Below are 16028 nucleotides of genomic sequence, written 5' to 3' on the forward strand. Positions count from 1 at the left end.
GCCAAATTTCAATATTAAGATCAATCATCTAGTGTGGATCATTTACTGTGGATGATCGGTGATCCCAAACCGTATAAGCTGGGATCTAAATGGCATTTTATACACAGCCTGAAAAACGTACAAGGGTTGTTCTTGGGATAACTACCGGTTATTAGACCTATTTAAGCCTAGTTATCCACATACCGATCGCACAATTTGTACGCTTAATTGATAACTTTGACCCAATTCGTGAGCCAAATCTCAGCGGGATCTTCAGGAATCTCGTGTTTAGTCACATCGATCTCGAGTACTTCACCGATCCGTTGCGCTCCTGATGCGATCAAAACTCGATCCACTATTTTGATCCCACCACAGAAAGTGTCGTACTCGCTGCTTCCAATTCCGACTGCGCCAAAACGAACCCGAGTCAGATCGGGTTGTTGGGTTTCAATCTGTTCAAATAAAGGTTGAAGGTTATCTGGAAGCTCACCCGCCCCATGAGTCGAAGTGACCACCAGCCAAATACCTTGCAATGGAACTTCATCAAGTTCGGGTCCGTGAAGAGTTTCAGTTGAATAACCCTGCTCTTCTAGCTTTTCAGCTAGATGTTCAGCTACGTATTCGGCACTACCTAAAGTACTGCCACTGATCAGAGTAATATCAGCCATAACGATCCCAACCTTTATAAAGGCGGCTATTGTACGCCGGGAAAGGTCTGGGATCTACCTGTGGATAATGTGGGTATGAAAGAAAATAACTTAGGGGGTAATATCGCGCATAATCGGATTCTGTAAGGAGATCAGCGTTTCTGTTGATTGGATCTCATCAATGGTTTGGATCTTGTTGATAAGTACATGCTGTAGCGCGTCAATTGATCGTGTCATGACCTTAATAAAGATGCTGTAGTGCCCAGTGGTGTAGTAGGCCTCGACCACTTCTTCTAGACTTTCTAATCGTGCTAATGCTGAAGGATAGTCTTTAGCACTTTTTAAAATGATGCCGATAAAGCAGCAAACGTCGTAACCCAATTTTTTTGGGCTCACCTGTATGCAAGCGCCGGTAATGATCCCTGCCTGTTTCATTTTCTCTACGCGAACGTGGATAGTTCCAGGGCTTACGTTGAATACCTTGGCTAATTCAGCGTAAGGCGTGCGGGCATTTTCCATTAATGCGTTCAGGATGCCGCGATCGAGATTATCGATCTGGTAAATTTCTGCCAATTTATCACCTCTTTTTTAGCGATTTGTTATTTTTACCCTTTAGAAAATGATGGAATAAAACCTAAAAGGCAATATTTATTGTTGGATATTGAATCTTGATACCATTCTGTTGCTTAATCTGTTTTAACAAAGACAGGTTAATGTGAGAACGGCAATGAAAAAACAATTTATACAAAAACAACAACAAATCAGCTTCGTAAAATCTTCCTTCTCTCGTCAGTTGGAAAAACAGCTAGGTCTAATTGAAGTTCAAGCGCCAATTCTGAGCCGTTTGGGCGATGGCACACAGGACAACCTGTCTGGATGTGAAAAGGCAGTGCAGGTAAAAGTGAAAACGCTACCGAAAGATACGTTTGAAGTCGTGCATTCATTGGCTAAGTGGAAACGTAAGACACTCGGTATGCATGATTTCGGCCCAGGTGAAGGCTTATATACCCATATGAAAGCCTTACGTCCGGATGAAGATCGCTTGACTCCTATTCACTCGGTTTTCGTTGATCAGTGGGACTGGGAGCGAGTGATGGGCGACGGTCAGCGTACGCCTGAATTCTTGAAGGAAACCGTGCGTAAAATCTATGCTGCGATGAAGGCGACCGAAGCGGAAGTTGCCGCAGAGTTTGGTATCGAACCTTCCTTACCGGAAGAGATCCACTTTATTCACAGCGAAACGCTGCTACGTCGTTTCCCTGATCTGGATGCTAAAGGACGCGAGCGTGCCATTGCCAAAGAATTTGGTGCTGTATTCCTGATTGGGATCGGCGGCAAGCTGTCTCATGGTAAGCCACACGATGTTCGTGCTCCGGACTATGATGATTGGACCTCGGTTGGTGAAGAGGGCTTTGCCGGTTTAAACGGTGATATCGTGGTGTGGAACCCCGTATTAGAAGATGCGTTTGAGCTTTCTTCTATGGGGATCCGTGTTGATGCCGATACTCTGAAGCGCCAGCTGTCGCTAACTGATGATGAAGAGCGTATGAAGCTTGAGTGGCATCAATCGCTGGTTCGTGGCGAGATGCCGCAGACTATTGGCGGCGGCATCGGCCAGTCTCGTCTGGTTATGCTGATGCTGAAACAGAAGCATATTGGTCAGGTTCAGTGCGGTGTTTGGGCGCCAGAAGTTCGTGAACAAGTTGATGCGTTGCTGTAATCGCTAGCGTTTCCAACGGCGCAAAAGGCGCCCTTTGATCCCGGTGTTAAAACGCCAGATGTGATCAAAGATCTTCATAATGCCGGGTTTGCCGTGCTCAGACATAGCCACTGCGTGAAAACAGTGGCTATTATTTTGTTGTAGCTGGCGGATCTGCTTCACCATCTCTTCAGGTAATCGTTGGGCGATAAAGTCAGAGATAACGACTGCGTCAGCCTGTTTCCATGCCGATTGTTTCATCATAGCTACGGTATATGACAAACATTGGGCCAAATCCGTCCCTCCTCTAAATCGCTGAGAGAGAAAACGAATTGCCTGATCAATACCTGAATCTGCGGTTAGCTCATACTGCACGACGCTGCTGGAAAATAGCATGATGTAGCAGCGTCGGTTATCCGCAAGAGCTACGCGCAGTAGCGCCAAGCAAAATGCTTTTGCACATTGTTCGTTGAAGCCTCCCATGGAGCCGGAGGTATCCACGCAAACAATAAAAGGACCGCGTGGCTGTTGGTGTGTTTTCTGATAGGTGATCGGACGCTGAAACTCCTGTTCACGCCATACGTCACCCTGTAGACGATAGCTCAGCAGACGTTTTTCGAGTAATCGGCGATAGAATTCAAACTCCAGTTCATCCATGCCAAGCATAGAAAGCTCTGTGGGTAAAAGACGTAAAATATCGTCACTTTGATGAATACCGCTGACTTCCTCCGGCATGATGGCCGGTTCTCGCACCATGACTCGAGCGGTCTCCTGCTCGGTACTCTGCTTATCTTCGGCAGTAGACGCTCGGCTACGTCCCAGCTGTTCTGCCAGCTTTTTTAATTCTGGTTGCTGAGCAAGAAAATCACCATATTGCACCATCAGTTGATAGTCGCCGTGGTGCAGTTCTCCGCGGCTTAAGTCCCATAGCTTACCTGCAGCGTTTTCGTTATCCACCAGCACGGGCTCAAGTGCACCGCTGATTTGCATACGTTGCTGTAATTCGGCCTGTAATAGCTCGCGTTCTTCGTCTAACACCTGATGATGTAATGTCAGCGTTCTTGCTATCAAACTTAAGCGCCAGCGTTGTAAAAATAAGGTTTGGAAACTAATGCTACGGGGAGCGCTACCTTCGGGACATAGTGAGTCCGCCTCATAGATAAAAGGCGATTCTTGCTCGCGTAAGGTGGCCAAAGTGTTCGGGAGTTGTTGGAAGAAGTCCGAACTTTGTAAGCCGAGCTGGTGTTGATAAAGAGTGAATTCACGCGCTAGATCGTCCGGCACAGAAGTGTCTTTGATCCTTTGCTCTAAGCGTCGTCGCCAACTAGGGAGATCGCCTTCAAGGATCGTACGCAGACGCGGAAATTTTTCAAAAAAGACAGCCAGCTGCGGAGCCGCCATCAATCCAATTAAAAAATCCTGCATTAGCTCGTTTTCATTGACGACCAAAAAAGCTTCGACGGCTTCAAGACTCGGCATTTCACGCGCCCTTTAAGGTTGTTTTTAAAGTACGCAACTTTTCATCGATACCGGCCAGACTGGCTTCAATTTGCGCTAACCAATCACTACTTACAAATAAGCAAGGCTGGTGTGAAGCGAACAATCGGCGTTGTTCAGCTAGCGTATTTTCTATCTGCTGGATTTTTTCTTGAACGTCTGCGGGAACGTCACCGTTTCTTTTTCCCGGCAGTGAAAGCATAGTGCTTTGATAACTTACATCACGCACCTGTAATTGGTGCTTGTCGTCTAACGTGATGTCTACAGGCAGGGCAAATCCAATACCGTTGAGTTTGGCACGGAACTCCCCTCCTTTTTGTAACCAGCGGGATAGGTCGCCTGAATCCGTCACGATATGGGTTACTTGCATATCGTGAATTTTTAATGGCTTAAATAGCATTAACGTGACTTTGCCTACAGGGAAATCGTCTGGCAAAGAGTGCACCTGCTTACGGTTAAATAAGCCTGACTTTACTGGCAGAGTCATTGCTTGCTGTTGGCTTTGGTCACGTTGCGACTGTAACCAATTTGCCTCGGCCTGCTGTAGCTGCAATAACAGGTTTTGTTGTTGATAAGCCTGATCGGTCAGCATTTGTTGAATTTGCTGATTTAGCATCTGTCGTGATGCAAAGTCATGCCATAGGCAATCTTTGAGCAAAATAAGATCGAGTGGTGCCAGCTCCGAGCGGCCGCTGAAAAACGCACAGGCTTGTAGCAGGCGAAGCGCTTTTTTCCAGCGACGGTCAGAGATATATGGCGCATCATCTAGCGTATTGATTCTTTGACGAAGTTGGTAAATGAGCTCGAAGCAGTGAGTCGGTAATGTGACTTTGCCTATTTGCGGCTGCCAAGCATAAAACTCCTCATCTGAGATACTTAATGCTTCAGGAACAGGATTTGCGTTTTCATCCTGACTGCTGGTGATTAGCGCGCGGAAGTTTTGTTTTTCTTGCACCTTATCCAGCCAGAGTCGAATAAGCATACGGTCGTATAATGCTTCTAGGCTACTGTCTGCTTCAGGAAGTTCGTTAGATGCGGTAACCAACAAACGCATAGGAATGGGGTCTTCACTGTCCCCATTACGAAAGCGTCGCTCGTTAATCGCGGTAAGCAAGGTATTTAAAATGGCAGGCCCTGCTTTCCAAATTTCGTCCAAGAATACGATTTCGGCTTCTGGCAAATATCCGTGGGTTAAACGTAAGTAGCGACCTTCATCTTTGAGAGCCTGAATAGACAGTGGGCCGAAAACTTCTTCCGGAGTTGAAAAGCGAGTCATGAGATATTCAAATGCGCGAGCATGGCGAAACGCAAATTTTAAACGACGGGCGATCAGGCTTTTTGCAATTCCCGGCGGACCCAGTAAAAACACGCTTTCACCGCATAGAGCAGCGAGTAGACATAGGCGGATGGCCTCTTGTCGTTCGTAAAGTCCGTTTTCCAAAGCATGGCTGAGCCGTGAAATACGTTCGGCCAATTGGCTAGATTGCGTCATAATGGTCCCATTCATAACAAGGATTGTTTTGTTTTATCGACTTCTTGGCGCGTTGACCAGCTTTATTTTACTGCTTAGCTTGTTGATTTTTTTAAACCTTTCTAAGCTTGTTATAGGCCGGTTACCCTAGGCTCAGTCATATTTCCTTTATCCTAAATAGTAGGAAATTGTGCTGATTTATGCATACTGTGCGTTTCTTATAAGCGCTCGGTCTGTCAGTACACGCATCGCTTATAGATGTTACAGCAAAAGAAACAAGTTATGAGTTCAGAGCATAAACGTTCATTAACGACAGTCACACTGGCCGCAATCGGTGTAGTGTATGGCGATATAGGTACGAGTCCGTTATATACCTTACGCGAGTGTTTTTCTGGCCACTACGGTTTTAGTGTTGAGCCAGAAATAGTATTTGGTTTTCTTTCACTGATTTTCTGGATGCAGATCCTGATTGTATCCCTTAAATACTTAACTTTCGTTATGCGCGCAGATAATGCCGGCGAAGGGGGGATATTAACCCTAATGTCATTAGCGGGGCGGAATACTGCACCTAAAGTGACGGCAATATTAGTGATCTTGGGGTTAATTGGTGGCAGCTTCTTCTATGGGGAAGTGGTGATTACGCCAGCAATTTCGGTGATGTCAGCAATAGAAGGCCTTGAGATAGCAGCACCGTCTCTTGATCCCTATATTGTTCCGCTCTCCATTCTGGTTCTGACCATTCTGTTTTTCATTCAAAAACATGGAACGGGGAGTATCGGTAAACTCTTTGCGCCGGTCATGGTGCTATGGTTTCTCACGTTGGCCATCCTCGGCGCTCGCAGTATTATCGATAACCCGCAAGTGCTCACTGCGCTAAACCCTAAATGGGCTATTGGATTCTTCGTTGAACATCGTTCAATGGCATTCTTCGCATTGGGCGCAGTGGTGCTTTCTATCACTGGTGTTGAAGCTCTGTATGCCGATATGGGACATTTTGGGAAGAAGCCAATTCGTTTAGCGTGGTTTTTCTTTGTCATTCCGTCTCTTATCCTGAACTACTTTGGTCAAGGGGCGCTGCTACTGAAAAACCCAGAGGCGATTAAAAACCCGTTCTTCTTGCTTGCACCAGATTGGGCATTGATTCCACTTCTTATTCTGGCGACTTTTGCGACGGTTATCGCTTCACAGGCGGTTATTTCTGGCGTCTTCTCATTAACGCGGCAGGCTGTTCGTCTCGGCTATCTACCCCCGATGCGCATTATCCATACCTCTGATATGGAAGCGGGACAAATATACATACCAGCAATCAATTGGGCGCTGTATATCTCGGTGGTTATTGTTATCGCGAGCTTCGAACATTCCAGTAATCTGGCTGCGGCTTACGGTATTGCTGTGACAGGAACCATGGTATTAACCAGTATTCTCTGCTGTACCGTTGCAGTGAAAAACTGGCACTGGAACCGCTTTGTGGTCATGATTCTGCTCGCGGGTCTGTTATGTATGGATATTCCACTCTTTACAGCCAACGCGCTGAAATTCTTCTCTGGTGGTTGGTTGCCGCTTGCATTGGGGCTTGTGATGTTCATCATTATGACCACATGGAAAAGCGAGCGTTTCCGCCTGCTGCGTCGTTTACATGAACATGGTAACTCTTTGGAAGCAATGATTGCCTCATTAGAGAAATCCCCTCCGGTTCGTGTGCAAGGAACCGCGGTCTATATGTCGCGAGCGATGAACGTCATTCCTTTTGCGCTGTTACATAATCTCAAACATAACAAAGTGCTACATGAACGGGTGATCTTGCTTACGCTTCGCACGGAAGATGCTCCTTATGTACACAATGTTCGGCGTGTGACCATTGAGCAACTGTCGCCTACTTTCTGGCGAGTCGTAGCGAGCTACGGTTTTAAAGAAACGCCAAACGTAGAAGAAATCTTCCATCGCTGTGGTTTGGAAGGATTGCCGTGTCGGATGATGGAAACCTCGTTCTTCATGTCTCACGAATCTCTGATCTTGGGCAATCGTCCGTGGTATTTAAAAGCACGTGGCAAACTGTTTATGGCCTTAAGTCGAAATGCACTGCAGGCTGCCGATCAATTCGAGATCCCGCCAAACAGGGTGATCGAGCTTGGTACGCAGGTGGAAATTTAGGCATTGCATATACCTAGGTAGTTTTTCCGCAAGGTTTGGGATGTGCATCCAGCGCCCCCAAACCTTGTGAGACTCCTTTCCGTCGTTGGCTTTCTCTACCAATACTTAAACGCAGAAAATAATAAGTAGTTTCAGCTTAACGGCGCATATAAGCTGAAACGCTTCTGCTAGCGAAACGTTTCGATAGAGATCACATTTCTTCATATTATTTATTGTCTGTGTTTTATTAGCTCCTAAACTCCCTCTCAAGCGAAACGTTTCGCTGATGGAGCAAATAAATGAAAAAAGGCACTTTACTCAACTCTGAGATTTCCTATCTCATTTCTCGTTTAGGTCATACCGACGCCATTGTTGTGGGTGATGCGGGGCTTCCAATTCCTGATTCGACTCAGCGTATTGATTTAGCGCTGACTCATGGGGTTCCCGGTTTTTTGCAGGTTGTTGGTGTGATTACGCAGGAAATGCAGGTTGAGAAAGCGGTTATTGCGCAAGAGATGCCTAGTAATAACTCCGTGATTCATGAACAGTTACTTGATCACTTGAAACAACTCGAACAACACCAGGGAAATACCATCACGGTGGAGTATGTCAGCCATGAGCAATTTAAAGCGCTGAGCTCTGCCAGTAAGGCCGTCATTCGTAGCGGAGAGTGTTCTCCCTATGCCAATGTTCTGCTTTATTCTGGCGTAACCTTCTGAGGCCGCTATGCAACCTTTATTAGCCTTAAAAGGCATTGATAAAAGCTTTCCTGGGGTTAAAGCCCTGTCTGGTGCCGCGCTAAATGTTTATCCGGGACGCGTAATGGCGTTAGTCGGTGAAAATGGTGCGGGTAAGTCCACGATGATGAAAGTGTTAACCGGTATCTATCAAAAAGATGCCGGGACTCAGCACTTTTTGGGTAAAGAGGTCGTTTTTAATGGCCCTAAGTCTTCTCAGGAAGCGGGTATCGGTATTATTCACCAAGAATTAAACCTCATTCCACAACTCACGATTGCCGAGAACATTTTCTTGGGGCGTGAATTTGTTAACCGTTTGGGCTGTATTGACTGGAAAAAGATGTATGCCGAAGCGGATAAACTTCTGGCTCGTTTAAATATTCGCTACAGCAGCCATCGGCTGGTGGGCGATTTATCCATCGGCGATCAGCAAATGGTGGAGATCGCCAAGGTGCTGAGCTTTGAATCCAAAGTCATCATCATGGATGAGCCAACAGATGCTTTAACGGATACTGAAACTGAGTCACTGTTCAAGGTGATTAATGAGCTGAAGGCTGAAGGGCGCGGCATAGTTTACATTTCACACCGTTTAAAAGAGATCTTTGAGATCTGCGATGACGTCACTATTTTCCGTGACGGGCAGTTTATCGCTGAGCGCCCTGTCAGTGAGTTACAGGAAGACTCTCTCATTGAAATGATGGTTGGTCGTAAGCTGGAAGAGCAATACCCACGCTTAAACCAGCCGCGTGGTGAGCTCCGTCTGCAGGTGAAAGGCTTGTATGGCCCTGGGGTTGAAAACGTTAGCTTTGATCTCTATCGCGGAGAGATTTTAGGCGTATCTGGCTTGATGGGGGCTGGGCGTACTGAACTGATGAAGATTCTGTATGGCGCGTTACCGCGTAAGCAGGGATTTGTCATGCTCGACGGCCGAGAGGTCGTGACTCATTCACCCCAGGATGGTTTAGCGAACGGTATTGTTTACATCTCTGAAGACCGTAAGCGTGACGGTTTGGTTCTGGGGATGTCCGTTAAAGAAAATATGTCGCTTACCGCATTGCGCTACTTCAGCCGTGCCAATGGCTCACTCAAACACACCGAAGAGCAAGAGGCCGTTAGCGATTTTATGCGCTTATTCAACGTGAAAACGCCATCAATGGATCAGCCTATTGGACTACTTTCTGGTGGTAATCAGCAAAAAGTGGCCATTGCGCGTGGCCTCATGACGCGTCCAAAAGTTCTGATCCTTGATGAACCCACTCGCGGTGTAGACGTTGGCGCCAAAAAAGAGATTTACCAACTTATTAACCAGTTCAAACAAGAAGGTCTGAGCATCATTTTGGTGTCTTCAGAAATGCCCGAGGTGCTTGGCATGAGTGACCGTATTTTGGTTATGCATGATGGTCATCTGAGTGGGGAATTCCCTATTGAACAGGCAACCCAAGAAGTGCTGATGGCAGCCGCCGTTGGCAAGCAATACGGCGTGAAGCAGGAGTAATCGCAGATGAACACCGAGACAACCCAGAAACAAGGTGGGTTTAGTAAAGATCAGTTAAAAACGTTGTTGCTGGAACAAAAATCGCTGATCGCCCTGCTGGTGCTGATTGCGGTAGTGTCCTCAATGAGCCCTAACTTCTTTACGCTCAATAACCTATTCAACATTTTGCAGCAGACGTCGGTCAACGCCATTATGGCGGTGGGGATGACGCTGGTGATTCTAACTTCGGGCATTGATTTATCCGTTGGATCATTACTGGCCGTAACTGGCGCTGTCGCAGCCTCCATTGTTGGATTAGAAGTTAATGCATTTATTGCTGTATTTGCAGCTCTCGCTTTGGGCGCCGCCATTGGTGGCTGTACGGGTGTGATTGTTGCAAAAGGCAAAGTTCAGGCATTTATCGCGACGTTGGTCATGATGCTGCTATTACGCGGTGTCACGATGGTGTACACCAATGGTAGCCCGATCAATACCGGCTTCTCTGATGCAGCGGATCTCTTCGGTTGGTTTGGTATTGGCCGTCCTCTTGGCATACCTACACCTATCTGGCTGATGGTTATTGTGTTTGCGTTAGCATGGTACATGCTGCACCACACTCGTCTTGGTCGTTATATCTATGCACTAGGCGGTAATGAGTCAGCGACTCGCTTGTCTGGTATCAGCGTTGACCGCGTCAAAATTATTGTTTATTCGCTGTGTGGTTTACTCTCTGCCTTGGCGGGTGTGATTGAGGTCGCTCGTCTTTCCTCAGCGCAGCCAACGGCGGGTACAGGCTATGAGTTGGATGCTATCGCCGCCGTTGTACTGGGAGGAACCAGTTTGGCGGGAGGTAAAGGCCGTATTATGGGGACTTTGATCGGTGCATTGATTTTAGGCTTCCTCAATAATGGGCTGAACTTACTGGGTGTTTCGTCTTACTACCAAATGATCGTTAAAGCAGTGGTTATTTTGCTGGCGGTTCTGGTAGACAACAAAAGCAACAAATAATCTTCCCTACAGGAAACGACGATAATGAATATGAAAAAACTGGCAACTTTAATCTCCGCGGCCGCTTTAAGTGCAACCCTGAGCGCCAACGCAATGGCGCAAGATACCATTGCGCTGGTGGTATCAACGCTGAACAACCCGTTCTTTGTCTCCATGAAAGATGGTGCACAGAAAGAAGCGGATAAATTAGGCTATAAACTGGTCATTCTGGATTCTCAGAACAACCCAGCAAAAGAGTTGGCTAACGTACAGGATCTAACGGTACGTGGTACCAAATTGATGCTGATTAACCCAACTGATTCTGATGCCGTCGGTAATGCTATTCTGATGGCTAATCAGGCAAAAATTCCGGTAATCACCTTAGACCGTGCAGCGAACAAAGGTGAAGTTGTGAGTCATATCGCTTCTGATAACGTTGCAGGTGGTAAAGCAGCTGGAGAATTTATCGCGAAGAAGTTGGGTGACAATGCCAAAGTCATTCAGCTCGAAGGTATCGCCGGAACATCAGCAGCTCGTGAGCGCGGCGACGGTTTCAAAAAAGCGCAGGAAGAACACAAGTTTAATATGTTGGCTAGTCAGCCTGCAGATTTCGACCGTACCAAGGGTCTGAACGTGATGCAGAACCTGTTGACTGCGCATCCTCAGGTACAAGCCGTATTTGCACAGAATGATGAAATGGCGTTGGGTGCTTTACGTGCGTTGCAAACCGCTGGCAAAAGCGATGTATTGGTCGTTGGCTTTGACGGTACCGCTGATGGTGTAAAAGCGGTTCAGCGTGGCAAATTGGGTGCAACCGTTGCTCAACAGCCTGAGCAAATTGGCGTAATTGGCGTAGAAACAGCGGATAAAGTATTGAAAGGTGAGAAAGTGCCGGCCAATATCCCTGTTGAGCTAAAACTGGTTACCGAGTAATAAAAACGCCGCCGCAGACAGTTCTGCGGCGGTGTCCATTTAAGGGATTAGGTAAGATGCAAAAAGGCAAATTGGTGGTGTTGGGCAGTATTAATGCTGATCATATCTTAAATATTGAACACTTCCCTCGCCCAGGTGAAACGGTTCTAGGTCAGCAATATAAAGTGGCGTTTGGTGGTAAAGGCGCTAATCAAGCAGTCGCTGCTGGCCGTAGCGGTGCCGATATTTCCTTTATTGCATGCGTTGGACAGGACGATATTGGTGAACGCATTTGTCAGCAACTTTCTAGTGATAACATTGATACTCAAGCAATAGGTGCTATTGAGGGACAAACCACCGGTGTTGCTCTAATTTTTGTTAATCAAGACGGCGAAAATGTCATTGGTATCAGCGCTGGCGCTAATGCTGCGGTAACACCTGTTTATTTATCTCGTCATCAGAAACTGATAGAAAATGCCGATGCGCTGTTGATGCAGCTCGAATCACCGTTAGAAACCGTTATTGCCGCTGCTAAATTAGCTCGCGAGCACAATACGCAGGTGATTTTAAATCCGGCACCGGCTCGCGAACTGCCCGATGAACTGCTCTCTAATATTGATGTCATCACGCCAAATGAAACTGAAGCTGAAAAGCTGACGGGTATTGCTGTAAAAGATGATCTCGGTGCTCAGCGTGCGGCAGATATCCTGCATCAAAAAGGAATTAAAACCGTATTGATAACCTTGGGAAGCCGTGGCGTATGGCTCAGCCAAAATCAGCAGGGAAAAACCATTCCCGGATTTAAAGTGAAAGCCGTCGATACTATCGCTGCAGGCGATACGTTCAACGGTGCCTTAGTGACCGCCTTGTTGGAAGGCGTGGAAATTAATGCTGCAGTACGTTTTGCACATGCGGCCGCAGCGATCGCTGTTACGCGTGAAGGCGCACAGCCATCCGTTCCTTGGCGCAAAGAGATCGATTCTTTTCTCCAGTCACATTAAGAGTCGCGGTATTAGGAGTAGCTCTGCGTGACCACCATGAAAGACGTCGCCCGCTTAGCGGGCGTATCAACGTCCACCGTTTCCCATGTCATCAATAACAACCGCTTTGTGAGCGACTCTGTGCGCGACAAAGTGCTATCTGCGGTCAAAGAGCTTAACTATGCGCCTTCCGCATTGGCGAGGAGTCTAAAGCTCAATCAAACTCGAACTATCGGTATGCTCGTCACGACCAGTAACAACCCTTTTTTTGCTGAAGTGGTTCGTGGCGTTGAGCGCAGCTGCTATGAGCGTGGCTATAGCCTTATTCTATGTAATACCGAAGGGGATGTGTCTCGTATGAATCAGAGTCTAGAGACGCTGCTGCAAAAGCGCGTTGATGGCTTATTGATGATGTGCACGGAGAGCTATCGGCCGGCGCGTGAAATGCTGAGTCGCTATCCATCATTACCTACAGTGATGATGGACTGGGCCGTATTCGATGGTCCAAATGATGTAATCCAAGATAATTCATTTTTCGGTGGCCAAATTGCTACTCGGCATCTGTTAGAGCGTGGCTATACCAAAATTGCCTGTATCGCTGGGCCAAAAGATAAAACTCCAGCATGGGAGCGCTTGGAAGGTTTCCGTCATGAAATGCAGATGGCGGGGATTACCATTCCTGATGAGTATGTCATTTTTAGTGACTTTGAGTTTTCAGGTGGCGTTAATGCGATGAATCAGTTACTCGCACTGCCTGAACCACCCCATGCGGTATTCACAGGCAATGATGCGATGGCGGTTGGTGTCTATCAGGCTTTATATCGTGCAGGATTAAAAGTTGGCGAGGATGTCGCTGTTATAGGCTACGACGATATTGAGATGTCTCAGTATCTTTCGCCACCGTTAACCACCATTCACCAGCCCAAAGATGAGCTGGGGGAGTTAGCTGTAGACACACTCTTACATCGGCTCATGAATCTTAGCCTAGAACCACAAACTCTGGTTTTAACGCCAGAGCTCATGGTTAGGGATTCTGTTGGGCAGATTTAGTCTCTCGACTTTTTCTACGTAGCTGCGCTTTACGCCCTTTAATTAAGGCATCGCCATCGGTAGGGCGCAGCATTAAGAAGATCAGCGCTGACAGAATAGTCACTATACCCATAGTAATAAAGGTGTAGTGGAAGTGATCGACTAATGAGCCAAACGACAGTGAATCGTAGAATCGCAATACCGCTGCACTGACAGCGACCCCAAAACTAATTGATAGCTGCTGAGTCACTGCTAAAACACTATTCCCTGCGCTGGCATTTTTATCGGTTAAATCACCTAATGAAATGGTATTCATCGACGTAAATTGAGTCGACATCACCATGCCCAGTAAAAATAGCGGCAAAACCAACATCCATAGCGGCATATCAGGTGTTTGCAGAGAGAACTGGGCAATCATTACGCCGATAATCATCGTCACACACACCAGCGTCTTGCGATAACCAAATCGACGCAAAACGCCGGTCACGGTCGATTTTGCGATTATCGAGCCAATGGCTGTTGGTGCCATCATACAACCCGCAATGATGGCTGAATAACCGAAACCGACTTGCAGCATTAAAGGCATCAGGAAAGGGATACAGCCAGTGCCAAGGCGTGATGCTACGTTGCCAATGATGCCGATAGAGAAAGTACGTGTTTTAAAGAGTGGTAAGTCAATGAGTGGCTGCGGGTGAACGCGAGCATGAAGAACATAGATAAATAGAAGAGCTACCCCAGCAAACAATATCAGCCATGCATATACCATTGGCAGAACATTCTCGCCAAACAGCTCCATGCCGGTAGAAAGGCAAACTAAACTTAAACCAAAAACCAAAAAGCCCACATAGTCGAAACGTCTGGTCGGTGTCGTGAAATCTGGCATGTAACGGCGAGCGTAGAAAATACCGGCAACACCAATCGGAATATTGATTAGAAATATCCAGTGCCAGGTTGCAACGGTGACTAACCAACCACCCAGCATTGGCCCAACGACTGGACCAATCAAACCTGGCATGGTGACGAAGTTCAATACCGGTAATAGTTCGCTACGAGGGTAGGCTCGTAGCAATGCTAGACGTGCCACTGGCATCATCATCGCGCCGCCAATTCCCTGCAGCACGCGTGAACATACTAGCATCGCCAATGAGCCAGAAAGAGCACAGGATAACGACCCAAGAGAAAACAAAGATACGGCGAAAATAAATACTTTACGCGTACCGAATTTATCAGCAACCCATCCACTGACAGGAATGAGCATCGCGACCGTTAACGTATAGCTAATGATGGCTGATTGCATGGCGAGTGGGGAGCGATCCAAACTACGCGCAATGGACGGAATAGCCGTATTTAAAATGGTTGCGTCCAAAGCTTGCATGAAAAAAGCCATGGCTGCGATCCAAGGCAAGCCAGCCATACTACGGGCAGTTTTCGTCATATATGTACCGTTTATTCGTCTTTTTGTCCCAACAAAGCCTGACAGGATATAAATGCAGTCATACTGTTTCCCGTCAAAATAGCGTCAACAATATCTTGATGAAGACTTAGCTTAATGACTTCATCGCCGGTAATAGCCCGGAAGTAGCTCTGGTAAACAGAACTAAATAGGTTCGCGAAAGAGGTTAGGAACGGATTTGCGCTAGCTTTATAGATAAGCTGGTGGAATTGAACGTCAACCTTGATCCAACGCTCACGGTCAAATCGCGTGTTTAATTCCCGCATTTCTTCCATTAATGCACTGAGTTCTGCTTTTTGTTCATCAGAAGCATGAAGTGCCGCTAATAAACATGCCTGAGGCTCTAGAGCTGTACGTAGAACCAAAAAATGTTCTTTTACATGTTCAAAGTTTTCGCGAGTTAACCACCAAGTTAACAGTTCCTGATCCAGAAAGTTCCAGTTGCTGCTTGGCATGACTCGAGTACCAATACGTGGGCGTGGTAATACCATACCTTTAGCTGCCAACATTTTTACAGCCTCACGAACGGCGGTTCGGCTGACACCATAAATGTCACCAAGCTCAAGTTCTCCAGGCAGGATACTCCCTGCTTGATATTCTCCGGAGAGAATGCGCTGCCCAATCTTTTCCGCTAATAAATAGGAAAGATTACGCTGTGCGGCTTGTTGTTGTGCGTTGAGTTGCATGTCTTCAGATCCTATTTGGCATAATTACCAATGTTTCCTTCTTATTTTATCCTACAAAAGAGAAGAGCAATTGCTTTATTCGGTTAAAAGAGTCTCATATATTACGTTTTTTAAGCTTAATGCCGAAATATTATACGTTAAAAAAGTTTTATGAAATAAACACTTGTCACCGGCTCAGAAGTCCCTATAATGCGCCACCACTGACTGAGAACAACGATGCAAGCATCGCTTAGCCAGTAGATGATTTATAGAGTTATGCAGTTTGTTGAAAAATAAATGCTTGACTCTGCGGGCTAAAAGCGTAATATACGCAGCCCACGCCAATGAGAACTTACGTTCGATTGGCG

14 protein-coding genes are annotated in these 16028 nt (G+C 46.7%); 8 read left to right on the top strand and 6 right to left on the bottom strand.

The window, feature by feature from the left end; genetic code table 11:
* Positions 1–203: 203 nt before the first annotated feature.
* Both mioC and asnC read right to left on the bottom strand, forming a co-directional pair.
* Entirely contained in the window at positions 204–647 is a 444-nt protein-coding gene (gene mioC, locus M988_RS20815; RefSeq protein WP_008815705.1) for an FMN-binding protein MioC, read from the bottom strand.
* Positions 648–737: 90 nt separating this feature from the next.
* Positions 738–1199: a transcriptional regulator AsnC gene (gene asnC, locus M988_RS20820; RefSeq protein ID WP_004093884.1), complete on the bottom strand. Its 462-nt coding sequence runs from the start codon at positions 1197–1199 to the stop codon at positions 738–740.
* Between the two features lie 154 nt (positions 1200–1353).
* Here asnC and asnA point away from each other — a divergent pair, with 154 nt between their 5' ends.
* Positions 1354–2346 (top strand): aspartate--ammonia ligase, encoded by a 993-nt coding sequence (asnA, locus tag M988_RS20825; RefSeq protein WP_064575557.1) that lies wholly within the window; start codon positions 1354–1356, stop codon positions 2344–2346.
* 3 nt (positions 2347–2349) lie between these two features.
* Here the strand turns inward: asnA and viaA are convergent, their stop codons facing one another.
* Together viaA and ravA are read right to left on the bottom strand one after the other, a co-directional pair.
* Positions 2350–3804, bottom strand: coding sequence for an ATPase RavA stimulator ViaA (gene viaA / locus M988_RS20830; protein WP_008815703.1), 1455 nt, complete (start codon positions 3802–3804; stop codon positions 2350–2352).
* A gap of 1 nt (position 3805) precedes the next feature.
* Entirely contained in the window at positions 3806–5314 is a 1509-nt protein-coding gene (gene ravA, locus M988_RS20835) for an ATPase RavA (protein ID WP_008815702.1), read from the bottom strand.
* A gap of 261 nt (positions 5315–5575) precedes the next feature.
* Between ravA and kup the strand changes: the two genes are divergently transcribed.
* The 7 genes from kup to rbsR all read left to right on the top strand — a co-directional run bounded on the left by kup (position 5576) and on the right by rbsR (position 13563).
* Positions 5576–7444, top strand: a complete 1869-nt coding sequence (gene kup, locus M988_RS20840; RefSeq protein ID WP_039185034.1) for a low affinity potassium transporter Kup — start codon at positions 5576–5578, stop codon at positions 7442–7444.
* A gap of 278 nt (positions 7445–7722) precedes the next feature.
* A complete protein-coding gene (rbsD, locus tag M988_RS20845; protein ID WP_008815700.1) occupies positions 7723–8142 on the top strand; it encodes a D-ribose pyranase in 420 nt (139 codons plus the stop codon).
* Between the two features lie 7 nt (positions 8143–8149).
* A complete protein-coding gene (rbsA, locus tag M988_RS20850; protein WP_004093870.1) occupies positions 8150–9655 on the top strand; it encodes a ribose ABC transporter ATP-binding protein RbsA in 1506 nt (501 codons plus the stop codon).
* A gap of 6 nt (positions 9656–9661) precedes the next feature.
* On the top strand, positions 9662–10642 hold the full coding sequence (gene rbsC / locus M988_RS20855) for a ribose ABC transporter permease (RefSeq protein ID WP_064575559.1): 981 nt from the start codon (positions 9662–9664) through the stop codon (positions 10640–10642).
* Between the two features lie 24 nt (positions 10643–10666).
* Complete coding sequence (gene rbsB, locus M988_RS20860; protein ID WP_008815699.1) at positions 10667–11554, top strand: ribose ABC transporter substrate-binding protein RbsB; 888 nt, start codon at positions 10667–10669, stop codon at positions 11552–11554.
* Positions 11555–11610: 56 nt separating this feature from the next.
* Positions 11611–12534 (top strand): ribokinase, encoded by a 924-nt coding sequence (gene rbsK, locus M988_RS20865; protein ID WP_039185028.1) that lies wholly within the window; start codon positions 11611–11613, stop codon positions 12532–12534.
* A 27-nt stretch (positions 12535–12561) separates the two neighbouring features.
* Positions 12562–13563 carry a ribose operon transcriptional repressor RbsR gene (gene rbsR / locus M988_RS20870; protein WP_064575564.1) on the top strand — a complete coding sequence of 334 codons (1002 nt, stop codon included), beginning with the start codon at positions 12562–12564 and terminating at the stop codon, positions 13561–13563.
* Here rbsR and mdtD read toward each other — a convergent pair.
* Positions 13538–14977, bottom strand: coding sequence for a multidrug transporter subunit MdtD (gene mdtD, locus M988_RS20875; RefSeq protein ID WP_064575568.1), 1440 nt, complete (start codon positions 14975–14977; stop codon positions 13538–13540). The genes rbsR and mdtD overlap by 26 nt on opposite strands.
* An 11-nt stretch (positions 14978–14988) precedes the next feature.
* Entirely contained in the window at positions 14989–15681 is a 693-nt protein-coding gene (locus M988_RS20880; RefSeq protein ID WP_008815695.1) for a FadR/GntR family transcriptional regulator, read from the bottom strand.
* Positions 15682–16028 lie beyond the last annotated feature (347 nt).

The organism is Hafnia paralvei ATCC 29927, assembly GCF_001655005.1.
In the GTDB taxonomy this organism is placed as follows: domain Bacteria; phylum Pseudomonadota; class Gammaproteobacteria; order Enterobacterales; family Enterobacteriaceae; genus Hafnia; species Hafnia paralvei.